Origin of the sequence: Mycobacterium sp. E787, assembly GCF_001668725.1 — a bacterium.
GTDB lineage: Bacteria > Actinomycetota > Actinomycetes > Mycobacteriales > Mycobacteriaceae > Mycobacterium.
Genome location: NZ_LZKL01000047.1, coordinates 1 through 26434, shown reverse-complemented (window position 1 = coordinate 26434; position 26434 = coordinate 1). Strand labels below are relative to the sequence as shown.

The 26434-nt window shown below is 69.0% G+C and carries 28 protein-coding genes, 1 tRNA gene and 2 pseudogenes; 12 read left to right on the top strand and 19 right to left on the bottom strand.

Annotated elements, in window-relative coordinates; translation table 11 throughout:
* The first annotated feature begins 29 nt into the window (after window positions 1-29).
* Window positions 30-1646, top strand: a complete 1617-nt coding sequence (locus A5705_RS09575; RefSeq protein ID WP_067883162.1) for an Nramp family divalent metal transporter — start codon at window positions 30-32, stop codon at window positions 1644-1646.
* Between the two features lie 182 nt (window positions 1647-1828).
* On the top strand, window positions 1829-2245 hold the full coding sequence (locus A5705_RS09570; protein WP_067883116.1) for a hypothetical protein: 417 nt from the start codon (window positions 1829-1831) through the stop codon (window positions 2243-2245).
* Here A5705_RS09570 and A5705_RS09565 read toward each other — a convergent pair.
* The 8 genes and pseudogenes from A5705_RS09565 to A5705_RS09530 form a co-directional block, all read right to left on the bottom strand.
* A complete protein-coding gene (locus A5705_RS09565) occupies window positions 2224-2574 on the bottom strand; it encodes a DUF732 domain-containing protein (protein ID WP_067883115.1) in 351 nt (116 codons plus the stop codon). The genes A5705_RS09570 and A5705_RS09565 overlap by 22 nt on opposite strands.
* A 220-nt stretch (window positions 2575-2794) precedes the next feature.
* Window positions 2795-5035, bottom strand: coding sequence for an acyltransferase family protein (locus tag A5705_RS09560; protein WP_068277102.1), 2241 nt, complete (start codon window positions 5033-5035; stop codon window positions 2795-2797).
* 112 nt (window positions 5036-5147) lie between these two features.
* Window positions 5148-5642, bottom strand: coding sequence for a MarR family winged helix-turn-helix transcriptional regulator (locus tag A5705_RS09555; protein ID WP_082956385.1), 495 nt, complete (start codon window positions 5640-5642; stop codon window positions 5148-5150).
* A 47-nt stretch (window positions 5643-5689) separates the two neighbouring features.
* Window positions 5690-6466 (bottom strand): SDR family oxidoreductase, encoded by a 777-nt coding sequence (locus tag A5705_RS09550; protein WP_068277090.1) that lies wholly within the window; start codon window positions 6464-6466, stop codon window positions 5690-5692.
* A 112-nt stretch (window positions 6467-6578) separates the two neighbouring features.
* A pseudogene (locus A5705_RS09545) lies at window positions 6579-7477 on the bottom strand (NADP-dependent oxidoreductase).
* A gap of 233 nt (window positions 7478-7710) precedes the next feature.
* On the bottom strand, window positions 7711-8094 hold the full coding sequence (locus A5705_RS09540) for a DUF4267 domain-containing protein (RefSeq protein WP_067883111.1): 384 nt from the start codon (window positions 8092-8094) through the stop codon (window positions 7711-7713).
* Between the two features lie 22 nt (window positions 8095-8116).
* Window positions 8117-8434 carry an NIPSNAP family protein gene (locus A5705_RS09535; RefSeq protein WP_067883110.1) on the bottom strand — a complete coding sequence of 106 codons (318 nt, stop codon included), beginning with the start codon at window positions 8432-8434 and terminating at the stop codon, window positions 8117-8119.
* Window positions 8435-8477: 43 nt separating this feature from the next.
* Complete coding sequence (locus A5705_RS09530) at window positions 8478-8954, bottom strand: DUF1772 domain-containing protein (RefSeq protein WP_068277087.1); 477 nt, start codon at window positions 8952-8954, stop codon at window positions 8478-8480.
* 99 nt (window positions 8955-9053) lie between these two features.
* On the opposite strand from A5705_RS09530, the gene A5705_RS09525 reads away from it, so the two are divergent.
* Complete coding sequence (locus tag A5705_RS09525; protein WP_068277084.1) at window positions 9054-9644, top strand: TetR/AcrR family transcriptional regulator; 591 nt, start codon at window positions 9054-9056, stop codon at window positions 9642-9644.
* Window positions 9645-9695: 51 nt separating this feature from the next.
* Window positions 9696-9935, top strand: coding sequence for a hypothetical protein (locus A5705_RS27740; protein ID WP_156763078.1), 240 nt, complete (start codon window positions 9696-9698; stop codon window positions 9933-9935).
* Between the two features lie 210 nt (window positions 9936-10145).
* Here the strand turns inward: A5705_RS27740 and A5705_RS09520 are convergent.
* From A5705_RS09520 to A5705_RS09500, 5 genes are all read right to left on the bottom strand, one after another.
* Window positions 10146-10222: transfer RNA gene (locus A5705_RS09520), tRNA-Met, on the bottom strand.
* A 66-nt stretch (window positions 10223-10288) separates the two neighbouring features.
* Window positions 10289-10897, bottom strand: coding sequence for a DsbA family protein (locus A5705_RS09515; protein WP_068277076.1), 609 nt, complete (start codon window positions 10895-10897; stop codon window positions 10289-10291).
* Window positions 10890-12035, bottom strand: coding sequence for a glycerate kinase (locus tag A5705_RS09510; protein ID WP_068277073.1), 1146 nt, complete (start codon window positions 12033-12035; stop codon window positions 10890-10892). The genes A5705_RS09515 and A5705_RS09510 overlap by 8 nt, the downstream gene beginning before the upstream one ends.
* Entirely contained in the window at window positions 12035-13741 is a 1707-nt protein-coding gene (locus A5705_RS09505; RefSeq protein WP_068277071.1) for an L-lactate permease, read from the bottom strand. The genes A5705_RS09510 and A5705_RS09505 overlap by 1 nt, the downstream gene beginning before the upstream one ends.
* The gene (locus A5705_RS09500; RefSeq protein WP_068277069.1) at window positions 13742-15106 is read right to left on the bottom strand and encodes an FAD-binding oxidoreductase; all 1365 of its coding nucleotides are present in this window, start codon (window positions 15104-15106) and stop codon (window positions 13742-13744) included.
* 237 nt (window positions 15107-15343) lie between these two features.
* Here A5705_RS09500 and A5705_RS09495 point away from each other — a divergent pair, with 237 nt between their 5' ends.
* The 4 genes from A5705_RS09495 (at window position 15344) to A5705_RS09480 (ending at window position 19724) form a co-directional block, all read left to right on the top strand.
* Window positions 15344-16201, top strand: coding sequence for a hydroxypyruvate isomerase family protein (locus A5705_RS09495; RefSeq protein ID WP_068277067.1), 858 nt, complete (start codon window positions 15344-15346; stop codon window positions 16199-16201).
* Entirely contained in the window at window positions 16198-17082 is an 885-nt protein-coding gene (locus tag A5705_RS09490) for a 2-hydroxy-3-oxopropionate reductase (RefSeq protein WP_068277065.1), read from the top strand. Before A5705_RS09495 ends, A5705_RS09490 begins: the two co-directional genes overlap by 4 nt.
* A 4-nt stretch (window positions 17083-17086) precedes the next feature.
* Window positions 17087-18853, top strand: a complete 1767-nt coding sequence (gene gcl / locus A5705_RS09485; protein WP_068277062.1) for a glyoxylate carboligase — start codon at window positions 17087-17089, stop codon at window positions 18851-18853.
* Window positions 18854-18944: 91 nt separating this feature from the next.
* Window positions 18945-19724, top strand: a complete 780-nt coding sequence (locus tag A5705_RS09480; protein ID WP_068277060.1) for an IclR family transcriptional regulator — start codon at window positions 18945-18947, stop codon at window positions 19722-19724.
* Here the strand turns inward: A5705_RS09480 and A5705_RS09475 are convergent.
* Window positions 19721-20035, bottom strand: coding sequence for a helix-turn-helix domain-containing protein (locus A5705_RS09475; protein WP_231964550.1), 315 nt, complete (start codon window positions 20033-20035; stop codon window positions 19721-19723). The two genes, A5705_RS09480 and A5705_RS09475, sit on opposite strands and share 4 nt — an antisense overlap.
* Before the next feature lie 90 nt (window positions 20036-20125).
* Between A5705_RS09475 and A5705_RS09470 the strand changes: the two genes are divergently transcribed.
* Window positions 20126-20692: a carboxymuconolactone decarboxylase family protein gene (locus A5705_RS09470; protein WP_068277058.1), complete on the top strand. Its 567-nt coding sequence runs from the start codon at window positions 20126-20128 to the stop codon at window positions 20690-20692.
* Here the strand turns inward: A5705_RS09470 and A5705_RS09465 are convergent.
* The 4 genes from A5705_RS09465 to A5705_RS09450 all read right to left on the bottom strand — a co-directional run bounded on the left by A5705_RS09465 (window position 20684) and on the right by A5705_RS09450 (window position 23718).
* Window positions 20684-21220: a cupin domain-containing protein gene (locus A5705_RS09465; protein WP_068277055.1), complete on the bottom strand. Its 537-nt coding sequence runs from the start codon at window positions 21218-21220 to the stop codon at window positions 20684-20686. The two genes, A5705_RS09470 and A5705_RS09465, sit on opposite strands and share 9 nt — an antisense overlap.
* A 105-nt stretch (window positions 21221-21325) precedes the next feature.
* Window positions 21326-22030: a nitroreductase family protein gene (locus A5705_RS09460; RefSeq protein ID WP_068277097.1), complete on the bottom strand. Its 705-nt coding sequence runs from the start codon at window positions 22028-22030 to the stop codon at window positions 21326-21328.
* Window positions 22031-22047: 17 nt separating this feature from the next.
* Window positions 22048-22698 (bottom strand): HD domain-containing protein, encoded by a 651-nt coding sequence (locus A5705_RS09455; RefSeq protein WP_068277095.1) that lies wholly within the window; start codon window positions 22696-22698, stop codon window positions 22048-22050.
* A gap of 369 nt (window positions 22699-23067) precedes the next feature.
* Window positions 23068-23718, bottom strand: coding sequence for an HD domain-containing protein (locus tag A5705_RS09450; RefSeq protein ID WP_068277052.1), 651 nt, complete (start codon window positions 23716-23718; stop codon window positions 23068-23070).
* 79 nt (window positions 23719-23797) lie between these two features.
* Between A5705_RS09450 and A5705_RS09445 the strand changes: the two genes are divergently transcribed.
* Together A5705_RS09445 and A5705_RS09440 are read left to right on the top strand one after the other, a co-directional pair.
* Window positions 23798-24772 (top strand): GlxA family transcriptional regulator, encoded by a 975-nt coding sequence (locus tag A5705_RS09445; protein WP_197517050.1) that lies wholly within the window; start codon window positions 23798-23800, stop codon window positions 24770-24772.
* 24 nt (window positions 24773-24796) lie between these two features.
* Window positions 24797-25822 (top strand): TIGR03617 family F420-dependent LLM class oxidoreductase, encoded by a 1026-nt coding sequence (locus tag A5705_RS09440; protein ID WP_068277051.1) that lies wholly within the window; start codon window positions 24797-24799, stop codon window positions 25820-25822.
* A 79-nt stretch (window positions 25823-25901) separates the two neighbouring features.
* Here the strand turns inward: A5705_RS09440 and A5705_RS28085 are convergent, their stop codons facing one another.
* Window positions 25902-26057: a hypothetical protein gene (locus A5705_RS28085; RefSeq protein ID WP_197521254.1), complete on the bottom strand. Its 156-nt coding sequence runs from the start codon at window positions 26055-26057 to the stop codon at window positions 25902-25904.
* Window positions 26058-26081: 24 nt separating this feature from the next.
* Here A5705_RS28085 and A5705_RS09430 point away from each other — a divergent pair.
* Window positions 26082-26434 (top strand): annotated as a pseudogene (locus tag A5705_RS09430) (membrane protein); the annotation flags it as partial.

The following is a 26434-nucleotide window of genomic DNA, read 5'->3' as shown; positions in this document are numbered from 1 at the left end:
GGGCGCGGGGCGGTCACGTCGAACCGGCGATGGCTGCGCGCTCGGCCGTGCTCGACAGCGCACACCTGGGCGATATCGAGGGGGCGTTCGGGCGGATCAGTGTCGGCGACTCGGAGCGGCCGGGCACGTGGAAGACCCGCCTGCTGACCCTGCTGGCCATCATGGGCCCGGGCATCATCGTCATGGTCGGTGACAACGACGCCGGCGGAGTGGCCACTTACGCGCAGGCGGGCCAGAACTACGGCTACTCGCTGCTATGGGTGCTCCTGTTGTTGATCCCGGTGTTGATCGTCAACCAGGAGATGGTGGTCAGGCTTGGCGCGGTCACCGGTGTCGGTCATGCCCGGTTGATCAACGAACGCTTCGGCCGCGGCTGGGGCTGGTTTTCCGTCGGCGATCTGTTTGTGCTCAACTTTCTGACCATCGTCACCGAGTTCATCGGCATCACTTTGGCCGCCGACTACATCGGCATCTCCAAATACGTTGTGGTGCCGACCTCCGCGGTGGCCCTGATCGCGATCATGGCCAGCGGCAGCTTCCGGCGCTGGGAGCGGGCCATGTTCGTCTTCATCGCGGTATCCCTGCTGCAGATCCCCATGCTGCTGATGTCGCACCCGCAATGGGGCAATGCGGCGAAGTCCTTTGTGGTGCCTACCATTTCGGGCGGGGCGAGCTCGGACGCCGTGCTGTTGATCATCGCGATCGTGGGCACGACCGTGGCGCCGTGGCAGCTGTTCTTCCAGCAGTCCAACGTCGTCGACAAACGCATCACCCCCCGGTTCATGGCCTACGAGCGCGCCGACACGGTATTGGGAGCCTTCGTCGTGGTGATCGGGGCCGCGGCGCTGGTGATGACCGGCGACTGGGCCGCGCGCTCCACCGGCACCGTGGGCGGTTTCACCGACGCCGGGGCCATCGCCCACCTGCTCGGTCAACACAGCGACATGCTCGGTTCCATCTTCGCCATCGTCCTCATGGACGCCTCGATCCTCGGCGCCGCTGCAGTGACGCTGGCCACCAGTTACGCGTTCGGCGACGTGTTCGGCCTCAAGCACTCGCTGCACCGGGGGTTTGCCGATGCCAAACAGTTCTACCTGTCCTACACCGCGATGGTGGTGCTGGCCGCGGCCATCGTGCTCATCCCGGGCGCACCCCTGGGGCTCATCACCACCGCTGTGCAGGCCCTCGCCGGCCTGCTGTTGCCCAGCGCCAGCGTCTTCCTGTTGCTCTTGTGCAACGACCGGGAAGTGCTGGGGCCCTGGGTCAACCGGCCCTGGCTCAACTGGGTCGCCGGGCTCATCGTCGGCACCCTGCTGCTGTTGTCGGGAATCCTGATGGCCACCACCCTGTTTCCCCACATCGACGTCATCGCCGTCGCCGGCTACCTGGCCGTGGCGTTGGTCGTTCTCGCCGCCGCCGCGATACCCGCGCTGCGCTGGATGGCGCGCCGCCAGCCCGCAGCGCCGGCACCGAAGGAGCCGGGGCATCCTGTCGACCGCGACACCTGGCGGATGCCCCCACTGACGCTGCTCGAGCCGGTCACCTGGTCCCCTGGCACCCGGCTCGGCATGATCGCCCTGCGCAGCTATCTCGTCGTCGGCGCGCTGCTCTTGATCGTCAAAGCGATCCAGCTCAGCGGGCACTGACCGCCCCGACCTGACAACCATCACAATGATCCCGCTATCGGCCGGCTGGCTCGCCACGGACAACGACTACCTACCGCATTACACCCACACCCAAGCGGTCACAGGGATTGCGATCCTTGGCGCGATCGCCGTGGTCACAGCGGTGGCATTCATCGTCGTCCAGTGTCGACGGGGCCGATGAGATGAACGGCGAAGACCTTGTCCTGCATCAGATTCACTGGGCGAAGCTGTCCGCCGATGTGACGGCGGAAGTCGTTTCGCTCCCGTTGATTTGGACCGGACATCGCCGCCTCGGCATGGCCGTTCATCTGGTGATTCCGGTACTCGCCTCGGCGGCCCTGCTACGCGCGGACACCAGCCGCCTGCGATCCAGTCGGCGCGGCATTTACGTCCTACGGCACATGACCCCGGCGGCACAAGCGGTGCGCTTGGCGGGCGACGCGGTGATGACCGTCGGCGCGTGGCAACGCAACCGTCTTATCGTCGCCGGTGGCGCCCACATCGTGATGGCAGGGTGGTCACATGGCCTGATCGTGCGGGGCGCCGACCGAGCCGACACGGCCGACAAGCTTGGGAATCAGGACGGGATGTCCGCATAGCGCGGGCAGTACGCCCGTTCCGCGACGGCGACGAAATACCCGGCGTTTTCGCTGTCCAGCCCGCTGCTGTTCATCACGTCGGTCGCGATGTCTTCCTGCGTCTTGCCCATGTCGAGTTGATGACACACCAGGTGGCCGGCCGCGATCGCGGCCTGGTTGGATTCGTGGACGATGCCGTGGGCCTTCAATGCCGCGATGAAAGCGTCGTCGGTGGCGTCGGCGCGAGCGATCCCGGCCGGCGCGCCCAGCACCACCACCGCCGCCAATCCCGAAGCGGCCCACCCGAACCGTCGCGCCGGTCCGGCATTGCGGATGTCGTTGCCCGTCATGTCGATACTCCTTGTGGAACGCGGCGGTTGGTCGTCTCGCCCGCAATGGACAGTCAATCAAGGACACCCTCCGGTGGCTAGGGCCGCAATACCCGTCCGCCGCGGGCCGGAAGGCCCACCGTTCCGGTCGGGCCCCGTATCACGTTGCTTCTCAGCGCTTCTGGGTTCGCTCATGCGCGGCCAGGGCCGCGGACAACGCGGCGCCGACAGCCGCCGGACGTCAGCCCTGGGCGAGCGCGCGGTCGGCGAGCGCCTCGATCGCCGGCGCCAACAGCCGGGAGTATTCGAGCGTCAGGTGACCCGCGTCGACGTACACCAGGGTGTTGCCGACGATCACCGGGCAGCGGTTCTTGGTGCAGAACAGATCAGTGAGGTCGGCGTATTGTCCGCCGCCGTCCTTGACGGCGGCGGCCTCGGCCGCCATGCCGGTGCGGTCGAACGCGTACGACATGGGCGGCGAGCAAGCCGTCGCGTCAGTGAGGTGCTCGGACAGGCACCCCGGCACCGCGGTGGTGAGGTGCGGGAGCGGCCCGAGCACCAGCACCTTGGCGCCGGTCTCGCGCAGTTCTCGCACCAGGCGGGTCAGGCCGTCGATCCACGCCGGGTCATAGGACGTGAAACCCGACCGGAAGCCGTTGCTGTGGGTCGCCGTGTACCCCCGAAACACACTCACCATGACCAGTTTCGGATGCTCGGCGCGTAACCGGGCCAGGATCTGACCGCGCCATTGCCCGCAACGTTCAAAGTATTCGACCAGCGGGCTGACGATGGGGTTGGCGACGGGCAAATCCAGCATCGGGCAAGCCGCCTTGGCCATCGCCTCGAGCCGCCAGGGCCGCTGCGAGCCGATCTGCCGGAACGCCGGAATCCACATCGAGGAATGCGAGTCGCCGACCATGGCCACCGTCGTTTTGGAGGCGGTATCGCCCATCGCGCACTCGGGCTGTCCGGCCTGGAAAGGCGCGCGCAGGCAACCGTTGAACAACATGGCTCCGAGTTCGCCCGCCGCATCGCCGAGCGACGGGCTCAGGTTCGCCGGTACGGCTCTCAACTCGGCAGATGACGCGACCGCGGCCTGTACCTGCGAGAACACGTTCTGCACCGCCGCGTCGTAGGCCTCGATGTCGGCCGCCGCCGGGCGAGGCGGCGCGGCGATCGTCAGCGGGGTGGCCTGCGCGCCGAGCGCAATCGGGACGGGCATCGGCAGAGACGACACCCACATCAGCAACGCCACGCCCACACAGGCCGCCGCCGACGTCGCGACGCCGCCGACCGCCAGGCTTTTCATCGGCGACTTACGCAGCGGGGCGGCGTAGCGCAACGGGTTTTCGATGAAACGCAGCGTGAGCCACCCCAGCCCGCCGGAGACGACGACCGCGGCCACGAACTTGCCGGCCAGCCCCAGCGGGTGGCCCACCAGAATCGGTGCGAACACCAGCACCGGCCAGTGCCACAGGTACCACGAGTAGGACAGCCGTCCGACCGCCCGCATCGGAGACCATCCCAGGACGCGCCCGGCGCCCTGCGACGGCGTCGAACAGCCGGCGCCGAGCACCAACGCGGTGCCCAGCACCGGCAACAGCGCGGCAGTACCCGGGTACGGGACGTCCGGGGTCAAGAAGATGCAGGCCCACAGGACCATGGCCATCCCGCCGCAGCCCGTGAGCACCGCGGCTCGCGCCGGGAGCCGGCGCCAGTACTCGGCGGTGAGGGCGACCAGGGCGCCGGCGGCCAACTGCCAGGCCCTGGTGAACAGCGAAAAGTACGCCGCCAGCGGCATCACGTAGGTGATCAGCAGCGACAGCGCGAACGACACGGCTGCGATCAGCGTCACGAGCACCAGGTACGGGCTTCTCGACGGACTTCTCGACGGGCTCTGTGCTGGGGCCGCACCGGCCTTCGCGCGCCGACGCGACCGCCGGATCAGCCATGCCGTGCCGACGATCAGGGGCGGCCACAGCAGGTAGAACTGTTCCTCCACGCCCAAAGTCCAGTAGTGCTGGAACGGCGAGGGCACGCCGCCGGCGAAATAGTCGACCTGCTGGAAGATGAACCAGAAGTTCGGGACGTACAGCGCGCACGCGATGGCGTCCTTCAAGGCGCTTTGCGCCTGCACCAGGGGTAGCAGCAGTGCCGCGGCGACGGCGGTGACGACGCCGACGGTGGCCGAAACTGGCAGCAGCCGGCGGGCGCGGGCCCCGTAGAACTTGCGCAGCCCGATGGTTCCGGTGGTACTCACCTGGCGCCAGAGCTGCCCGGTGATGACGAAGCCCGAGATTTCGAAGAAGATGTCGGGGCCGACGAAGCCACCGCTGACGCCGGGCATGGAGATGTGGAAGCCGAGGATGGCCAGCAACGTGAAGCCGCGCAAGCCCTCGATGTCGTCGCGGAATCCGGGCTCCGCCGGGCGCTCGGCCGAAGCCCGTTGAGCAGTGCTCGTAACCCCTCGAGCAGGGCTCATGGCGTCGGCCTGGCGCACGGTCACGCGCTAATGGTCCCAGAGGCGTCCCCGTTCAGCAGGAAAATGGCTTCAAAGTGTCCTCCGAAGCCATTTCCGCTGCTGGCGCGCGCCCTCAGGTGGCGCCGGCGTTCCGGTTGCGTCGTGCGGCCGATCGGGGCGGCCGAGAACGCATGTGGTCGCGGGCGCGGCTCATCATGTCGCCGAGGGCGCGCACGTCGCGATCGGAGAGCGAGTCGAACAGGAGGTCGCGCACGACCTCGATGTGGCCGGGCAGCACCTTGGCGACGCGGGCACGGCCCGCCTCGGTGATGCCGACGACCGTGGCGCGCTGGTCATCCGGCGACACCGCGCGGGTGATGAGGCCTGCGGCTTCGAGTAGCCCGGCCTGATGAGTGAGGCCGGAGCGGCTGTACACCACGCCGTCGGCCAGGTCGGTCATGGTGAGTGGGCGATCGGAGTCGGCCAGCTTCGCCAGAATCTCGAATTGCACGTAACTCAGGCCGCCGTCGGCCAGCAACTGCTGTCGCACCGCGTGCTGCAGCAGGCTGACCGACTCCATCAAGGCGAAGTAGGTGCGCAGCTGGACGGGGTTGAGGGCCTTCGCCACCCCCCGAGCGTAGTGCTTCGACATCGAATCGATTCGAACGTCGTCTTTCAGCCGCGGTAGCGCGTGGCGAGTTCGGGGCTCTGCGCGCCGAAGGCGGCCAGGTCCGCCCGGAAGACCGCGTCGAGCAGGCTCGCGTCCTCGACGCCGGGGGCGCAGACCGTCTCGCCCAACTGCAGGCCGCGCAGGCTGGCGGTGACGACGTCGTCGGCGCTCATTCGGGGCACCGCGCTGAGGTCCATGTTCTGCCGCTCGTGGAACTCGGTCGCCACCACCCCGGGGCACACCACCTGCACGACGACCCCGGTGCCCTCCAGCTCGGCGCCGAGGGTCTGCGACATCGTGACGAGGTAGGCCAGGGTCCCGGCGTAGACGGCGCGGCGGGGCATCTGCGAGTGCGGCGCGGGGCCGCTGAAGGCGATCATGCCCGCCATGTTGACGATCGCGCCCGTGCCGCGCGCCAGCATCCCGCCGACCGCGGCGCGGGAGAGCATCGTGGGCGCAAGCACTTTCACGTTGACAAGTTCGGCGGCCTTGCTCGCGGGCAGCTCGGCCAACGGCATGTAGTGGGCGACACCGGCGTTGTTCACCAGCAGCGTCAGCGGCTCGGCGGCGCAGATCTCGGCGACCCGGGCGACGTCTTCGGCGGCGGAAAGATCCGCGACCACGGTTCGGACCTGCACGTCGGGGTGGGCGTCGGCGAACTCCGCCAACCGCTCCGCGCGCCTGCCCACGATCACCAGGTCGTGGCCATCGGCGGCGAGGCGGTCCGCATATGCCCGCCCGATTCCCGACGTGGCCCCGGTGACGAGTGCGAGTTTGCCCATGATGCTGTCTCCTTTCAGGGTACGTCACGTCATTCCGGGTCCCAGGCCGGCATTCGCGCGGCCTGGGCGGCCTCGGCTATTCCTCTTCACTGAATCTGGTTGTGGGAGTGGGTTACTGGTCGGCGGGCAGGAGGATGGTCTTGCCGTGCAGGCGGCCGGAGTCGGAGTCCTCGTGCACGGCCGCGGCCTGCTCGAGCGGGCGCCGGTCGGCGACCTCGATGCGCAGTTGCCCGTCGTCGACGCGGCGGACCAGCCCGGCGAGCTGGGCGGCGTCGCTGCGAACGAAGACGCGCTGCGTGCGCACTCCCCGGCCGGGGTTCTCCGGCCCGAAAACCATGGTGCCGACGTGGACTCCGCCGTCGGCGACCAACCCGATGAGGGCTTCGGTCTGCTCGTCGGTGGTGCTGACCAGGTTGAGCACCACGTCGAACGGTGCACCCTCGACCTCGATCGGCGACCGGGTGTAGTCGATGTAGTCGACGATGCGGTCGGCACCCAGGCCGCGCAGCCGCGCGGCGTCACGCGCCTTGGCGGTCGCGGTGACGACGGCTCCGGCCTGCTTGGCCAACTGGATGGCGTACCCACCGACCGCACCGGAGGCGCCGTTGATCAGAACCGACTGGCCGGCGCTGAGCCCGGCGAGCTCGAACAGGGCCTGCCAGGCCGTCAACGCGGGTTCGGGCAGGGCCGCCGCGTCGGCCAGCGGCACCGTCGTCGGGGCGGCGGCCAGCAATTCGGACGGCACCAGCGCGTACTCGGCGCCGGCACCGTCGGCGTCGAGCGCCAGGAACGCCACCACAGCGTCGCCGACGTTCCAGCCCCGCACGCCCTCGCCCACCTCGGCGATGGTCCCCGCCACGTCGACGCCGGGAATGTGCGGGAAGCTGATCGTGTACACCTGCGCCAGGTAGCCGCCGCGGATGCCCGCGTCCACCGGGTTGAACGAGGTGGCCGCCACCTTCATCGCAGCACGTCGCTACCGCCGTACTCGTGGTACCGCACAGCCTTCATGGTTTCCCTCCTTGGTCGATTGCTTCGAATTCGAAGCAGCTACGGGCGGTACACCTTGCTTCGATATCGAAGCAATTCCCGGGCGGCGTGCGATCGTCGTCATACCGGTCGAGGGTCGGGGCTTTGCCCCGGTCACACCCGGCTCAGCGCGCCCAGCAGTCGCGACGGGGCGAGGCGCCGGTCGGGGTCGACGGCGGTGCCGATGCGGGCCAGGCGCTGCAGCCCCGCTGTGATCAGGAGGCGAGCAGCAGCGCGGTGGTGATGAGCATGACGACCGCGGTGCCGCCGTGGACGCCCCAGGCGATCGACTTGGAGCCGCCGTTGCGCAGCACGATGGAGGCGTCGACGAGCGGAATGATGGTGGCGGCCAACATCACCCAGCCGACAAGGTGGGTCGCGCCCGCGGCCATCAGGATGATGACGAACAGTCCCGTGGCGATGTCGCGCACGCCCTTGACGCTCAGGTAGGCGCCCGCACCGGGCTGGTCCAGATCTGGGAGCACGCCGTAGCCGGCGGCGGCGACGCGCGGCGCGACCAGGAAGCGCGCGCCGATGAAGATGATGGCCGCCGCGAGGAGTCCGGCGAGGACGTAGCCGATGGTGGTGGTGATGGTCATGTCGAACGCTCCTGGGGTGTCGTTAGCGAATCGGTGAAAACGGTGTCGGGTCAAGCAGTGTCGTCCGAACGTCGACGATGTCGCCGACGTCGAAGCCGGCCATGTCGGTGGCGAATTGCGGGCTGCCCATGATGTGCCGCGTGAGCTGTTCGGGGTCGGCGCCCGGTGGATAGCCGATCAGCGCGACGAGGCGATTCGCGCCTTCGCCGTGTTCGGTCCACACCCCGTGGGTGGTGACCCCGAACGTCGGGAAGGTTTCCAGGTGGCGCGCCCAGTGCACCGCCGCGTAACGGTGCAGCGCTTCCGGCGATCGCAGGGTGTAGGTCCGGAGTTGAAACATGGAAGTCGTTCTCCTTCAGGCGAATTCGGCCAGGTATGGCGTGTCAGTTCATCAGCACCACGCAGAGCGCGACCACGGCCACGCCCTGCAGCAGCGCGCGGGCGCCGATGATCGAGTCCCACTTGGCCTGCAGCGCAAGCCCGTTCGGGAGCGTGTGGCCCGCGTCGGTGGCCGCTGTCATCTGCCGGTTGATTGGCGCACTCACCCGGGTGTAGAGCACGAGCCAGGCCAGCAGCGGAGCCAGCGCGACGCCCGCCGCGATCGTCTGCGCCCAGTGCGAGGTGACCGCGGCCAGCACCGCGCTCGCAGCGGTGGCCATGACGCCGAGCACCCCGGGCACCGGCATGCGCCGGTCGGCGTACCGGTGCACGCGCCCCATCACGGCGACCAGGGCATCGTTGTCGACCGACGCCAAGGCCGGTCGCAGCGCGATCGCGCAGAACACGTCGGTGCCGTAGACCACCGCGCTACCCAGCACCGCGATCAGTGCCGCTGCGCGGGTGAGGTCATCCAAAGCCATGTCACAGCTCCCCTCGTTCGTAGGTGTTAGCAACGCTAACCCTCTGCGGCGCTCGGGTCAATAGCATTGCTAGTTTTTCTAGCTGTGATATCTTCGGGTATGCCCCTCGAGGATCGACGTGAGCGCGAGCGGGCCGCCCGCCGACGGTTGATCGTCGGAACCGCGCGCCGGCTGGCCGAGTCGGAAGGCTGGGACGCCGTCACCACCCGGCGGCTGTCCACTGAGATCGAGTACAGCCAGCCGGTGTTGTACAAGCACTTCACCGGCATGGAACAGATCGCCGACGCCGTCGCCCTCGACGGGTTTGCCGAACTCGCCGAGGCGATCCGGGCCGCCCACTCCGAGACCGCCGCGGCCGGTGACACCCTGACCCACATCGCGCGCGCCTACCTGGACTTCGCCCGCGACAACCCGGCGGTCTACGACGCGATGTTCACCCGCGCAACCGGCCTGCGCTTCGCCGCCGAGGACACGTCACCGGAGCTCCTCGCGGCCTTCGCCGCGTTGCATCAAGCCGTCGGCATGGTCGCCGGCGACCAGGACGCCGACACGCTCACCGAGGTGTTCTGGGCCGCGCTGCACGGGCTGGTCACCCTCGGCCGGACCGGACGACTGCGCCCTGAATACGACTCGGAGCGTCTGGAATTGCTGGTCAGTGAGTTCAGCAGCAGACGAGAAACGGGGCGCTAGGCCGCGCCGCGATCTCGGGGAGCGTCCCAGTAACTGCCGTACCGTGAAGCTGTGAAGAAGGTGACGGTCTCTGTCCCTGACGACGTCTACCGCGCTGCACGGATTCGAGCCGCAGAGCTCGGCACCGCCGTAAGCGCCCTCGTCGCGGATTATTTGAATTCGCTTTCTGAGCGGGCGGCCGAATTCTCCCGGCTCGAGGCAAAGCGGCGGACGGTCCAGGAAGAAATTCGCCGGTTCAGCGCACGCGATCGGCTGAGCCGGGACGCAGTCCACGACCGTGCGGTTCGTTGACACTGACGTCCTGCTCTACGCGATCTCACGCGATCCGAAAGAGTGGGAACAAGCGCAGCGTGCAAACGCGATCCTGGGCGACCGCGACCTTGCGGTGTCTGCGCCGTTCGACTGTTCTAGTCTTCCCCAGAACTGTTAGCCGCTAATGTTCCCAAAGGGTGCACACCGGGCATGAAATCGGCCCCCGGAGAATCCGGGGGCCATTTCACTTGGTAGCGGGGACAGGATTCGAACCTGCGACCTCTGGGTTATGAGCCCAGCGAGCTACCGAGCTGCTCCACCCCGCGTTGGTAAATGACAGGTTACCGAATTCGCGTCGCGGCGGCCAAATCGCGGCGTGACCAGCGGGTTTCTCAGCGGCGTACGCGCGCGGTCAGGGCGCCGAGGCACCGGAAGTCGCCCACGGGCTGCAGGCCGATCATCAAACGCCCGTCGACCAGCCACGCCGGCGTGCCGTCGACGCCGCGGTGCCGTGCCACCCACTCGGCCTGACCGGCCGCCACCGCGGTGCCGTCGGCCAGGGCGGCGTGCAGGCGGCGCACGTCGACGCCCGCCGCGAGGGCATGCCGGTCGATGACCTCCTGGTCGTCGATGTCCTCACCGAAAACGAACTGCGCGTCGAACACTCGGCGGTGCAATTCGGCGAAAGCGTCGGGCTCATGGAGCCGCGCCCACTCCGCGGCCGCCAGCGCCCGCCGACCGTGCGGCGTCCGCGTTGGCCAGCGCAACGGCATCTCCAGCGCCCGCGCCTGCCGCTCGATCATCGCGTGCCTGGTTCCGGGTGCGACCTTCATCGGCAGGCCACCGGGCGGCATGCCCGGGTGCGCCTGAAATGGCAGCAGGACGACGTCGAATCCGGCCTCGGTGAGGAGGGCCGTCCGATGCTGCCCCAGATAGGAGAACGGGCACGCGAAGTCGTACCAGTGCAGCACCGTGCGCTCGTCGTAGTAGGGCTCACTCATCTTTTCCTCCCTGGCGCGCCGTGGATTCCCGGATCAGCGCTTCGGTGGCCCGCGTCAGCAGACCGGCGGCGTGGGTGGTGCAGCGCTGCAGATCGGGCTCGAGTTCGTTCAGGGTGCGGACCGCTGCGAAGCCCGCCGCACGGGCCTGGGGACCGGTCAGGGTGGACACCCCGGCGATCGCGAAGGTCGGCACGCCGTGCCGGTGGGCGCGCCGGGACACACCAACGGGCGCCTTGCCGCGCAGCGATTGCACGTCGAGGGACCCCTCGCCGGTCACCACCACCTTGGCGCCGGCCAGGTTTCGGTCCAGGTCGATCAGTTCGAGGATCATCTCGATGCCGGGCCGCATGCGTGCGTGGAGCACCGACAGCGCCGCGAAGCCTACGCCGCCCGCGGCGCCGGCGCCGGGTTGATTGCGGCAGTCGGTGCCGGTCGCCCGGTCGACGAGATCCGCCCAGCGGGACAGGCCGCGGTCGAGCGCCGCGACCTGGTCGCCGTGGGCGCCCTTCTGGGGTCCGTAGACGATGGCCGCGCCGTGCGGTCCGCACAGTGGGCTGTCGACGTCGGCGGCGAGCGTGAAGGCGCTCTCGCCGATGGCCGGATGCAGCCCGCTGAGGTCGAGGCGAGCGGCCCGCGCCAGACCGAGACCCCCGGGCGGGATCGGGTTGCCTTGTTGGTCAAGGATTTCGGCTCCCAGCGCGACGAGCATGCCGGCGCCGCCATCGGTACTCGCGCTGCCGCCGACGGTGACGACGATGTCGCGGCAGCCGTCGTCGAGCGCGCGGCCGATCACACTGCCCAGCCCGTAGGTGGTGGCCGTCATCGGCGCCGGGGTCGCCGACGGCAGCCGCTGCAGACCGCAGACGTCGGCCAGCTCGATGACGGCGCGCGTGCCCCTGCGCGCGTAGGCGGTGCGCACCCCCGCACCGGTCGGTCCGCTGACATAGGCATCCATGCGCCGGAATCCGGCGGCCAGCACGGCGTCCAGGGTGCCCTCCCCGCCGTCGGCGACCGGGCAGGCGACCGTGGTCGCCTGTGGGTCGGCCCGCCGCACGCCCTGCGCCATGGCCCGCGCGGCCTCCTCCGCCCGCAACGAGCCCTTGAACTTGTCCGGCGCCAGCACGATGTGGCCGCCCATCACACGACCATCCAGCCGAGCCACGGAGTGCTCTGCAGGTAGACCAACAGACACATCAGCGCCAGCAAGAACATGCTCCACTTGAACACCTTGCGGAACAGGTCACCCTCCTTGCCCTTCATCTGCACCGCGGCGGTGGCGATGACGAGGCTCTGCGGCGAGAGCATCTTGCCGATCACGCCTCCCGACGAGTTCGCCGCCGCGAGCAGGGTCGGGCTGAGGCCGGCCGCATGCGCGGCGCTGACCTGCAGCACCCCGAAGAGCGAGTTGGAGGAGGTGTCCGAACCGGTGACGGTGACACCCAGCCAGCCGATGATCGGCGCGACGATCCCCAGCAGGCCGCCCGCGCCCGCGATCCACAGGCCCAGGGTGGTCGTCTCCCCCGACAGGTTGAGCAGGTAGGCGAGCGCCAGCACCAGGCCGACTGTGATTGCGGCGCTGCGCAATTGGACCGCCGCCTGGGCGTATGCCCGTACCGCCAGGCTCACCGAAGTGCGCAGCACCAGCATGGTGAGCAGACCGCTGACGAGAAGCAATGTGCCCGCGGCGGACAGGAAGTCGAGCTTGTAGATGGTCAGCGGGGAGGCCTTGTGCGCCGCGTTGGCGACGTGCAGGCCGGGCCAGGCGAAGCTGGTGCCGCCGTGCTTGAGCAGCGCGGTGAACGGCTTCCACATCGACAGCGTGAACATCACCGTGACCATCACGTACGGCGCGTAGGCCAGCAGGACGTCCTTGCGCGAGTCGACCACCTCCTCGCGCACCCCGCTGGCCGGGTGGGCGGTCAGCACGGAGACGTCCGAGCGGTCGTTGTGCGGGGCGGCGCCCAAAGGCGCTGTCAGGCTTCCGGATTCAGCGCTCAGCGCGACCTCCTCGGTCGCGGCCACCGGTGACGCCTTGGGGCGCCACACACGTAGCAGCAGCACGATGGAGCCCGCGCTGATGATCGACCCGGCGATGTCGGTGAGCTCGACGGAAAAGAAGTTGGAACAGAAGAACTGGACGATCGCGTAGACGCCGCCGCCCATCGCGGCCGCCGGCCAGGCCTGCTTGAGGCCGGCGCGGCCGTCGACCATGAAGATCAGGATGAAGGGCACGATGCAGGCCAGGATCGGGGTCTGCCGGCCGACCATCGCGCCGAGCGTGTCCAGCGGCAGCCCGGTGACCCCCGACAGCGCGACGATCGGGATCCCGAGGGAGGCGAACGCCACCGGCGCGGTGTTGGCCACCAGCGCCACGGAGGCGGCCTTGAGCGGCGAAAAGCGCAGCGCCACCAACATCAGCGACGTGATGGCCACCGGCGTGCCGAAGCCGGCCAGGCCCTCGATGAGCGCGCCGAAGCAGAAGGCGACGATGACGGCCTGGACCCGGTGGTCGGGGGAGATCGAGGCCATGGACCGGCACAGCACGTCGCGGTGGCCGGTCTGCACGGTCAGGTTGTAGATCCAGATCGCGTTGAGCACCAACCACATGATCGGAAACATCCCGTAGGCGAACCCGAGCACCGCCGAGTCGGCGACCTGCGCCACGGGCATGTGATAGACCCCCCACGCGATCAGCGCCGCCGTGCCTACGCCGACCGCGGCGGCGATGGGCGCACGCAGCCGAAGCCCGCCGAGCAGGACGAACATGATGACCAACGGCAGCGCGGCGACGGCCGCGCTCCAGGCGAGGGAATGGGCGACGGGGGTGAAGTCGGGCTGAAACATCTAGAGCACCGCCCCGGGGTTGAGGATGTTCTGCGGATCGAGGGCCCGCTTGATGCGGCGGGTCAGTTCCATCACGTCGGGGCCCACCTGGTCCGGCAGCCACGCCTTTTTGAGCCGGCCCACGCCGTGCTCACCGGTGATGGTGCCGCCGAGTTCGATTGCCAGCTGCATGATTTCGCCGAACGCGAGATGCGCGCGACGCGACTGGTCGGCATCGGCCGGGTCGAGCACGATCAGCGGATGGGTGTTGCCGTCGCCGGCGTGCGCGATCACCGCGCAGACGATGTCGCGCTCCTTGGCGATGGCCTCGATGCCCTCGACGAGCGTGGGCAGCGCCGGCAGTGGCACGCCGACGTCCTCGAGCAGCAGGTCGCCAAGCCGCTCGACGGCCGGGATGGCGAACCGTCGCGCCGCGGTGAACGCCTCGCCTTCCGCGGCGTCGTCGGTGGCGAACACGTCGGTGGCATGGGCGCGTTCGAAAACCCCCGCCATGAAGGCGGTTTCGGCCTCCCGATCGCCGGGTGAGTCGGACTGGGCGATGATCATCGCGCGCGCCCCGAGATCCAGGCCCATCCTGAGGTGGCTTTCGACCGCGGAAATCGCGGTGTGGTCCATGAATTCGAGCATCGCGGGTCGCATGACGCGCGTGATGTTGCAGACCGCCTCGGTGGCGTCGCGCACCGCGGCGAACGAGGCGACGATGGTGCTGGCGGGCGGCTGCGGTGGCAGCAGCCGCAGCGTCAGCTCGGTGATGACGCCGAGCGTTCCCTCGCTGCCCACGAACAGCTTGGTCAGCGAAAGACCTGCCGAGTCTTTGAGGCGCGGACCACCGAGGCGCACCACGCTCCCGTCGGCCAGTACGACTTCAAGGCCGAGGATGTAATCGGTGGTGACGCCGTACTTCACGCAGCACAGCCCGCCCGCGTTGGTCGCGGCGTTGCCGCCGATGGAACAGAATTCGAAGGACGACGGATCGGGCGGATACCACAGGCCGTGCTCGGCCACCGCGCGTTTCACCTCGGCGTTGAGGAGCCCCGGCTGTACCACGGCGGTGCGTGTCACCGGGTCGACGTCGATCTGGCGCATCAGCTCGGTGGTCAGCACGATGCCCCCGTCGACCGCCGTGGCGCCGCCGGACAGACCGGAACCGGCACCGCGCGGCACCACCGGCACCCCGGCCGCGGCGGCCCAGCGCATCACCGCCCGGACGTCCTCGGTGCTTCTGGCCCGCACCACCGCCAGCGGGCGCCCGGCGCCGGGATCCTTGGCCCGGTCCTGCCGGTAGCCCTCGGTCACGTCCGGGTCGGTGAGCACAACCACGTTCGGGATGCTGGTGACGAGGTCGCGTTCGTCGAGTGCCGTCATTGGCGAGTTCCATTTCGTATATCGGAATTGCTATTTCGTTCAAGCCACGGTGGCATGGCTCACGTTTGACTGTCAAAGGAAACCCCCGTTGTCAGTAGAGCTTTGGCTCAAGTACACGGCCCGTGACCAGGCTTCGCGCGAAAAGACCGGCGGTACCGGTTGACAAGGTGCGGGGACAGCGCCTTCACTGATTCCGTAATTTGAATAATTTATTTCGTATTGCGGAAGGATGGCGCGGTGTCTGTGACCTACACGGTGAACTGTTCGATCCTGTTCACCGAGCTGCCCCTGCTCAAGCGGCCGGCCGCGGCCCGGGAGGCGGGCTTCGAGGCGGTGGAGTTCTGGTGGCCCTTCGCCGAGCCCGCACCGCCGGACGGTGACGTGGACACGTTCGTTCGCGCCATCGGGAACGCCGGAGTCCAGCTGAGCGGTCTGAACTTCGCGGCGGGAGATATGGCCGGCGGCGACCGGGGCATCCTGTCCGACCCCGGGTCGGTCACCGCCTTCCGGGACAGCGTCGACATCGCGGTCGACATCGCAAAGACGCTGGGCGCCAAGGCCTTCAATGCGCTCTACGGCAACCGGATCGAGGGCCAGGCGCCGGCGGCCCAGGACGACGTGGCGGCCGAGAACCTCGCCTACGCCGCCCAGGCCGCCCAGCGCATCGGCGCGACGGTGCTGATCGAGCCGGTCAGCGGCGCGCCCCGCTACCCGATCAGGACCGCGGCGGATGCCATCCGGGTCATCGACCGGGTGCGCAGCCGGTCGGGGTACGACAACCTGCGGCTGCTGGCCGATCTCTACCACCTGCACGTCAACGGCGACGACGTGGCCGCCGCGCTGCATGCGCATGCCGACCGGGTGGGTCACGTCCAGATCGCGGACGCTCCGGGTCGCGGGGAGCCGGGGACCGGCGAGATCGTGCTCGCCAGTGATCTCGGGATCCTGCTCGACCACGGCTACGGCGGGTACATCGGTTTGGAATACAAGCCCAGCCGCCCCGACACCTTCGACTGGCTGCCGGCGGCCGAGCGGGGCCGCGGCGGCGTCAACATCGAATCCCTTGCGGCACTTGCCGAAACGAGGAGTCAATGAGCACCATCGCATTCATCGGCCTGGGCATCATGGGCAGCCCCATGGCATGCCACCTGGCTCGGGCCGGGCACACCGTCGTCGGCTACAACCGCTCGCCCGAGCGCACCGCCGCGCTGGTCGAGGCGGGCGGGGTGGCGGCCGCGTCGATCGAGGAGGCGGTCAAGGATGCCGACGTGGTGGCCGTCATGGTCCCGGACTCCCCCGACGTGCAAGACGTATTGGCCTCGGACGGAGGCGTTTTCGCGCACGCCCAGCCCGAGACCTTGGTGATCGACTTCTCCTCGATCCGCCCCGACGTCACCGCGGAGCTGGCGCGCGAGGCGACCCGCCGGGGCTTGCGCCTCATCGACGCCCCGGTCTCCGGCGGGGAGGCCGGTGCCAAGAACGCGTCGCTGTCGATCATGGTCGGGGGCACCGAGCGCGATTTCGCCGAAGCCAAGCCCGTTTTGGAGGTGGTCGGCAAGACGATCGTCCACGTCGGCCCGAACGGGGCGGGACAGACCGTCAAGGCCGCCAATCAACTGATCGTGGCGGGCAACATCGAACTGCTCGCCGAGGCGATCACGTTCCTGCGGGCCTACGGGGTGGACCTGGACGCGGCGGTCACGGTGCTGGGCGGCGGTCTGGCCGGCTCGGCGGTGCTGGATCAGAAGGCCGCGAAGATGCTCGCCCGCGACTTCGACCCCGGCTTCCGGATCGAGCTGCACCACAAGGACATGGGGATCGTGACCAGCGCGGCCCGCGAGGCCGACGTCGTCATCCCGCTGGGCGCCGTGGTCGCGCAACTGATGGCGTCCGCGCTCGCCAACGGCGACGGGGCCCTCGACCACTCCGGCCTGCTGCTGGGCGTCGAGCGGCTTTCGGGCCGCGGGGAAAGCTAGCGCGATGACGCGGATGCGCACGGTCGACGCGGCCGTCAGGATTCTGGAAATCGAGGGCGCCACACAGGCTTTCGGCCTGCCCGGGGCGGCGATCAACCCGTTCTACTCGGCGATGCGTGCCCACGGCGGGATCAGGCACGTGCTGGCCCGCCACGTCGAGGCCGCCAGCCACATGGCCGAGGGCTATACCCGGGCCGCGCCCGGCAACATCGGGGTCTGCGTCGGCACCTCCGGCCCGGCCGGCACCGACATGATCACCGGATTGTATTCGGCCAGCGCGGATTCCATTCCGATCCTGGCGATCACCGGGCAGGCGCCGGTGAACAGGCTGCACAAGGAGGACTTCCAGGCCGTCGACATCGCGGCGATCGCGGCGCCGGTGACCAAGATGGCGATGACGGTGCTGGAGCCCGGGCAGGTGCCCGGCGCGTTCGCCCAGGCGTTTCACCTGATGCGCTCCGGGCGGCCGGGACCCGTGCTGATCGACCTGCCCATCGACGTTCAGCTGGCCGAGATCGACTTCGACCCAACGGCTTACGCCCCGCTGCCGGTCTACAAACCCGCCGCGGGCCCGGCGCAGATCAATAAGGCGCTCGACATGCTGCAGACGGCGCAGCGGCCACTCATCGTCGCCGGTGGCGGCATCATCAACGCCGACGCTTGCGACCTGCTCGTCGAGCTGGCCGAGGTGCTGAACATCCCCGTGGTGCCGACGCTGATGGGGTGGGGCGCGATTCCCGACGACCATCCGCTGGCCGCCGGGATGGTCGGCCTGCAGACCGCGCATCGCTACGGCAATGCCACCATGCTCGAATCCGATTTCGTGTTCGGGATCGGAAACCGTTGGGCCAACCGCCACACCGGCGGGCTCGACACCTACCGCCGCGGCCGTCGGTTCGTGCACATCGACATCGAGCCCACCCAGATCGGCCGCGTGTTCGCGCCGGACCTCGGCATCGTGTCCGACGCGAGGGCCGCGCTGGAGCTACTGGTGGCACTCGGGACGGCGCGCGCCGCTGCGGGAACGCTGCCGGACTGGAGCGACTGGGTCCGGGCTTGCCAGCTTCGCAAGAAGACGCTGCGCCGCAAGACCCACTTCGACGACGTGCCGATCAAGCCGCAACGCGTCTACGAGGAAATGAACCGCGCCTTCGGGCGCAATGCCCGCTACGTCACCGCGATTGGGCTCTCGCAGATCGCCGGCGGCCAGTTCCTGAACGTGTTCGAGCCCCGCCACTGGATCAACTGCGGCCAGGCCGGGCCGCTCGGCTGGACGGTGCCCGCCGCCCTGGGCGTGGTCACCGCCGACCCCACCGCCACGGTGGTCGGCTTGTCGGGCGACTACGACTTCCAATTCCTCATCGAAGAACTCGCCGTCGGCGCGCAATTCAACCTGCCCTACGTGCACGTCGTGGTGAACAACTCCTACCTCGGGCTCATCCGGCAGGCCCAGCTGAACTTCGACATGGACTACTGCGTCTCGCTGGCCTTCGACAACATCAACGCCCAGGAATCCGGCGACGCCGACCTGCCCAAGGGATACGGCGTCGACCATCGGAGTGTGGTGGAAGGACTGGGCTGCAAGGCCATTCAGGTCACCGAGCCGTCCGACATCGGTCCGGCGCTGGGCCGGGCACAACAACTGGCGCGCGAACACAAGGTTCCCGTCGTGGTGGAGGTCTTCCTGGAACGGGTCACCAACATCGCGATGGGCACCGAGATCGACAACGTCACCGAATACAACGAGCTCGCGACGCTGCCCTCCGACTGACCGGCCGGGCCGCTTGCTGCCGGCGTCAATTTCGTGATACGAAAAAGCGCAGGCGGGATGACGGGCCCTCGGGGCTGGATCGGAAGCGGTGATGGCTCGCGGGACCCACGGAAGCCCGAGCACGGGCGGCGTTCAGTCGGTCGAGCGGGCATTCGAGCTGCTGGAGATCCTGGCGACCATGGGCGGGACGGGCGCGCTCGGCGACCTGGCGGCGCGCGCCGACCTGCCGGCGCCGACGATCCACCGCCTCGCGCGCACCCTGCTGGGCATGGGTTACCTGCGGCAGCTGCCCAACCGGCAATATTCGTTGGGGCCCAGGTTGATCCGTCTCGGCGAGAGCGCGGCGCAACTCGTCGGCACCTGGTCGCGGCCGCATCTGGTCGAATTGGTGGAGCGCACCGGCGAGACGGCGAACATGGCGCTGATGGACAACGACATGGCCGTGTACGTGGCCCAGGTGCCCTCGCCGCACTCGATGCGGATGTTCACCGAGGTCGGCCGCCGCGTCTACCCGCATTGCACCGGCGTGGGCAAGGCGCTGCTGATGCAGCTGCCCAACGACGCGGTGCGCGCCCTGGTGTCGCGGACCGGGATGCCCGCGCCGACCGAGAACTCGCACACGACCCCCGAGGAGCTGCTCGCCGACATCGAGCTGTGCCGCTCGCGGGGCTACGCCGTCGACGAGGGCGAGCAGGAGGTCGGGGTGCGCTGCTTCGCGGTGCCGGTGCCCGACGCACCGTCACTGACGGCGATCTCGATCTCGGGTCCCGCGGCCCGGGTCACGCTGAAGTCGGCCACCGAGGTCACCCCGCTGCTCAAGCGGGTCGCCCGCGACATCGCCTCGGAGTTCGACAAGGAGGCGGCAGGCTAGCCGCCGCGAGCCGCACCGGCCTGGCGCCGGGCCCACCGCTTGGCCCACCTGCCCAGCGGCTCATAGGCCGCCAACAAGCTGCGGCCCTCGTCGGAGAGCCGGTAGCCGTCGGAGCCTTTGCCGACGATGCCCGCGTCACGCAGCTCGCGCAGCCTGCTGTTGAGCGCGCTGGCCGACACGCCGCCACAGCGTTGCTGGAGTTGGCGAAACGTCAGTTCGTCGGCGCGCAATTCCCAGATGACCCGCATCGCCCACCGGCGCCCCAGCAAGTCCAGCAGGGCCATGATCGGTTCCTTCGAGCTTTCGGACACGCCCAGCAGCGTAGCTTCCCCGGCCCTCTTGCGCTCTGATTTCCGGAGCGCTATCGTGGTGCTTCGATAATCAGAGCGCGGAGGTGGGTCGTGTCGCGTCGAGTCCGGATCGCTCCGTTGGAGCCTCCCTACGAGCCCGACATCGAGCGGTTTCTCGCCAAGTGGATGCCGCCCGGTTCGGCGGTGGCGCCGCTGGCGTTGTTTCGCACCCTGGCGGTTCACGAGGAGCTCGCGGCGCGGATGCGTCCGCTGGGCGCGGGCATCCTGGGCAGCCGCGTTGTGGCGCCGCGGACGCGCGAGGTGCTGATCGCGCGGACGTGTGCGCTCTGTGGCGCCGAGTACGAATGGGGCGTCCACGCCGCCGCCTTCGGTAAGCCGCTCGGCCTGACCGACGAGCAGCTGTTTTCCACCGTGCACGGCGGACCGGACGACGCCTGTTGGAATGCCCAGCAGCGCAACATCATCCGCCTCGCCGATGATCTGCACCACACCAGCGCCATCTCCGACCAGCTGTTCGACGACCTGCGCGCCGACTTCGACGACCGACAGATCCTCGAACTGACCGCCACGGCCGGCTGGTATCACACCATCGCCTACCTCATCGGCGTCGCCGGCGTCGCGGCCGAACCGTGGGCGCCGCGTTTCCCCTCAGTGTGAGGGCGGGTTCAGCCCGTATCGCCGCGCGACGTCGACCATCCAGTCCGGCGACCCGTAGGTCAGCCCGTATTTGTCCGCCAGCTCGCCGAATTCGGGCAGCTCGTGCAGGACCTTGCCGACCGGGTCATTCGCGTGCTCGATGAGCAGCTCACCCAGCTCGCGGAAGTAGTTCTCGAATCCGCCGGGGGTGATGATCTCGATGATGCGGCCGGGCTCGCCGCCGGCGTTCCACATCGCGTGCATCTGCCCGCGCGGCTTGGTGATGTAGCCGCCCGGGCCGAGGACCACTTCGCTGTCGTCGGAGCGGAAACCGATCTCGCCCGCCAACACGATCGAGTGCTCGTCTTCGCGGGTGTGCCGGTGCGCCGCGGTCAGCAGGCCGACCTCGAACGGGTGCTCGACGATGGAGACCTCGCCCCCGTTGGTCTTGCCGGACAGCTTGAACACCGCACCGAAACCGGGCAGGGCCACGTAATCCCCTTCGCCCGGCTGCACGACCGTGACCCCGAATTCACCCGCACCGGCCATCTGACCCACCTCCCGGACCTGTTATACCGGCTTCCGACTTGTGCGGCCACGCCCCTTGTTTCGCGCCCCGTCACGGTCCAGGCGACGGAATGGTTCGCCGCACCGCTAGCCGACCGCGGCCAATCCGGTCGTCGGGACCTCTTGAGGCGGCCACAGCGGCTCCGATACCTCGACGCCGAACGGGGCGTCCCAGCGGTTGCGGGACGAAACCTCTTGCACGGGGCGACGATTGGCCGCCACGCCCCACTTGCCCAGCGGGTAGCCGAGGGTCAGCATGGCCGACATCTTCCAGCCCTCCTCGACCGGCACGCCCAGCATCTCGTTCACCTTGTTCCGGAAGTTGTTGAGCACCATCGTCATGACGCCGCCGACGCCCTCGGCCCGGGCAGCGAGCAGGATGCTCCAGATCGCGGGGTAGATGTTGGCGCCGCCGAGGTCGTCGATCGCGAACACGAAGAGCAGCAGGGGAACTTCGTCGAAGTGGTCGGCCAGATAGTTCCCCGAGCCCTTGATCCGGCGCATCGTTTCGGCGTGCGCCGCCAGGTCGGCACCGGGTCCCGGCACGACCATCGGTCCCTGCCCCGTCTGAAACTTCTCGTACTCGAGGGCGCGGGCCTGCCGGAACAGTTCGCCGAACTGGTGGATGAGTTGTGGATCGTCGACGGCCACGAAGTGCCAGCGTTGGGTGTTGCCGCCGTTGGGTGCCCGGACGGCCGCATCGAGGATGCGCGCCTGCACGTCCAGCGGGACCGGGTCCGGCCGCAACCGACGCATCATCCTGGTGGTGTACAGCGCCTCATGGATCTCCATTTGTCCGCTCCCTTCCATTATTCGGGCCACTTGCTGCCGAGAATGAAGTCGACCATGTTTCCCGGTTTGAACGTGGGGTCGAAGTGCACCAGCACGTCGGCGTTCATCGTCCCGACAGTCGTGTCGGGGCGATGCTTCATGCCTTCGTTGAAGGCCGCCAGGATGCGGTTCTTGAAGTCGGGACGCGGGTGGGCGGCGGTCACCGCGTCGACCGCTTCCGGGTCCAGGGCCTCGAGGCCGACGCCGACCACGTCGGTCTTGACACCGGCTGCCAGCAAGGCGGTTTCGGGGTCGAGGCGCGCGGGAACCTCGGGCGTCGAGTGCAGGGCGATGCCGAGCCACACCCTGTCGGCGTCGGCCTGTCCGACGCGGTGCTCGAGCAGGAACTCGCGCGCCGCGTCGGCGCCGTCCATCTCGAAGCGCTGGGTCGACGTCCGGTAGCGCGCGGTGAGGCCCAGGTCGTGGAACATCGCCGCGACGTAGAGCAGTTCCGGGTCCGGCGCCAGGCCGACCCGGAGCCCGTGCAGCGCGCCGAACAGAAAGACCCGCCGGGAATGGTGGAACAGCACGTCGCCCTCGGCGCCGCGGATGAAGTCGGTCGCGTCCCGGACGAGTGCCGTGTCGGGGATGACGATGCCGGCTATGGTCTCGATGGACTGGATTGCCATGATCGCTTCTCCTTCGTGGACTATGTCCATCTTCCGGCGCCGCGTGGCCATGCACCGGTGCCGCTCGGGCCGTCTTTCCCACAGAATCCGACACGCGTCGGGGACTCGACCCGCGGTGGCGCGCACCAGCGGTTCGGCGTAGGGGTCACCGATGGCCGGATACGCCCGACAAATGGCCGCGGCCCCGGGTGTCCTTATCTCGTTGCGTACATGCGCTTTCGGGGTCTGGCGATCATCTGCAGCATCGTGGACGGATGGAACAGCTCGGCGCGATGGCTGACCATGTTCATCATCCGCAGGAATTTCTGGACCACTACCGGCTCGGTCTCCGCGGCGGACAGTACGTGGTCCAGGAATGAGAGGTGGCGCCTATTCGGGCCAGGTGTTGCCCAGGATGATGTCGACGAAGTTGTCGCGCACGAACTTCGGGTCGAAGTGCGCCAACACATCGGCGTTGACCGTGCCGAACGTGCTGTGCGGGCGGTGCTTCATGCCGTCGTTGAAGGCGGCGAGGATTCGCCGCTTGAAGTCCGGCCGGGGATGGGCGGCGGTAACGGCGGCGAGGGCTTCGGGCGAGAGGTCCTCGCGGCCGATGCCCAGGACGTCCGTCTCGACACCCGCTGTGATCAAGGCGATTTCGGGTTCGAGGAACTCGGGTATGCCGGGCGTCGTGTGCAGGGCGATGCCCAGCCACACCTTGTGGGCGTCGGCTTCGTCGACGCCGCGCTGCAGCAGGAAATCGCGCGCCGCGTTGGCGCCGTCCACCTCGAAGCGCCGGGCGGACGTGCGGTAGCGCTCGGTGAGGCCGATGTCGTGAAACATGGCACCGGCGTAGAGGAGCTCCAGGTCCGGTTGCAGCCCGCGGCGGCGGCCCTGCAGCGCTCCGAACAGGAACACCCGGCGGGAATGGTCGAAGAGCAGATCGTTCTCTGCGTCGCGGATGTACTCGGTGATCTCCCGCACCAGCGGGGTGTTCGGTACGACGACGTCGGCGATGGTTTCCGTCGGCTGAGTAATCATGCAGCCAGTATGCTGGTGCGAGGCCCGGTCCACCCATGGCGATTGAGCCGTCTTTACCCCAGATTGCGACAATGAGGCCGTGGCGCAAGCCGGCGTGCGGTCGCGGATCGTGGTGATCGTCGTCTTCGACGACGTGACGATGCTGGACGTCGCGGGAGCCGGCGAGGTCTTCGCGGAGGCCAACCGCTTCGGCGCCGACTACGAGCTGAAGATCGCGTCGGTGGACGGCCACGATGTCACGACCTCGATCGGCACCCGGTTGGGCGTCACGGACGCGCTTTCGTCGATCGAGTCGGCGGACATCATCATGGTCGCCGGGAGCGACAACCTGCCTCGGCGGGCGATCGATCCCGCGCTTGTCGACGCGGTCAAGTCGGCCGCACAGCGCACACGGCGCCTGGCGTCGATCTGCACGGGGTCGTTCATCCTCGCGCAGGCCGGCCTGCTCAACGGCCGGCGCGCCACCACGCATTGGCACGAAGCCCGGTTGTTCGCCCGGGCCTTTCCCGACGTCGCCGTCGAGCCGGACGCGCTTTTCGTCCGCGACGGCGACGTCTTCACCTCGGCCGGGGTGTCGTCGGGCATCGACCTGGCGCTGGCGCTCGTCGAAATGGATCACGGCACCGAGCTGGTCCGCGACGTGGCCCGGTGGCTGGTCGTTTATCTCAAGCGCGCGGGCGGTCAGTCGCAATTCTCGACGCTGGTCGAGGCCGAGCCCCCGCCACAGTCCCCGCTGCGCAAGGTCACCGCGGCGATCTCGGCCGACCCGGCGGCCGACCACAGCGTGAAAACGCTTGCCGCGCAGGCCTCCTTGAGCACACGGCAGCTGACCCGGCTGTTCCAGTCCGAGCTCGGCACGACGCCGGCCCGCTACGTCGAAATGGTGCGCATCGACGCCGCCCGCGCCGCGCTCGACGCCGGCCGCACCGTCGCCGACACGGCGCGCATGGCCGGGTTCGGCAGCCCCGAAACCCTGCGGCGCGTGTTCGTCGACCATCTCGGCGTCTCGCCGAAGGCCTATCGGGACAGATTCCGCACCGCGTCCCGCGGCTGAATCGGCGGGGCATAGTGTTCCGCCATGCGCGTCGACGTGATGGCGGTCCCGCAACCGCTGGACAAGATCGGTGACCTGGCCCGCCGGACCCAAGCCGCGGGTTTCTCGGGACTGCTGCTGACCGAGACCGGGCGCACGCCCTACCTCAACGCCGCCGTCGCGTCGCAGGCCGCGCCCGGCCTGGAGCTGTCCACCGGGGTCGCGGTGGCCTTCCCGCGCAGCCCGTTCGTCACGGCCGCCGCCGCCTGGGAACTGCAGGAGGCGACCGGCGGGAAGTTCCGGCTCGGCCTCGGCACGCAGGTGCGCACCCACGTGGTGCGGCGCTACGGGATGGCCTTCGAGCGGCCGGGTCCGCGACTGCGCGACTACGTGCTCGCCGTCAAGTCGTGCTTCGCCGCGTTCCGGACGGGCAAGCTCGAGCACCGCGGTGAGTTCTACCACCTCGACTTCATCACCCCGCAGTGGAGCGCCGGACCGATCGACGCGCCCGACCCGAAAGTCGATGTGGCGGCGGTGAATCCGTGGATGCTGCGGATGGCCGGCGAGGTGGCCGACGGCGTGCATGTGCACCCGCTCGGCGAGCCCGGCTACCTGAGACGGCACGTGGTGCCCAACGTCGCGGAGGGGGCGGCGAAGATGGGCCGCTCGCCGTCGGACATCGCGATGACCGTGCCGGTGATGACGATCGTCGGCGACACCGACGAGGAGCGCGCCGCCGAGCGGGAGTCGGTGCGTGCCAGCATGTCGTTCTACGGCAGCACACCCAACTACGCGTTCATCTGGGACCAGGCGGGTTTCGAGGGGACGACCGCACGCATCCGGGAGAAGCAGAAGGTCGGCGACTTCGCCGGGATGGCGGCCCAGATCACCGACGAGCACATCGCCGCGTTCGCCACCGAGTCGACGTGGGACGGGTTGGCCGACGCGCTGAGGGCGAAGTACGCCGGGATCGCGACGCGGCTGGTGTTCTACAACGCTTTTGGCGCGCTGGGCGACCCCGAGCGCTTCGGGCGCTACGGCGAAATCGCCCGCCGGCTGCAAGCCACGTAGCGCTGCGCGAAGGTGCGCAGAATGCCGCGGTTTACGGCGTGCCGCCGTACAGACCCGCACGCTCGCGGCAGCTCAGCAGTTACTTCGCGGCGTTGTACTTGTTGATCGCGTCGTCGAGTCGCTGCAGCGCCGCGCCGTAGGCGGCGAAGTCGCCCTTTTTCTGGGCGTCTTTCGCCGCGCCGATCGCCGCCTGGATGTCCTGCAAGGCGGCGGCCTTGGCCGCCGACAACGTCACCGACCCGTCCGGAGAGGGCGGCACCGCGGCCGGCGGCGGCGGCCCCGGTGGGGCAACCTGCTCACCCTGCCGGTGGGCCAGGGCGGCCTGCTCTACGTCGAACCCGTCTACGCCTCGCCGGGGGCCAGCGACGCCGCGTCGTCGTACCCGCGGCTGATCCGGGTGGCCATGATGTACAACGACAAGATCGGTTACGGCCCCACGGTGGGCGACGCCCTCAACGGGCTGTTCGGACCCGGCGCCGGCGCGACCGCGACGGGGATCCAGCCCACCGAGCCGGGCGCGGCGCCGATCCCGCCGGCCAGCCCGCCCAGCCCCGGCGCCCCACCGGATCCGGTTCTGGTTGTCGCGCCCGATCACGCCCAGGTCCTGGGACA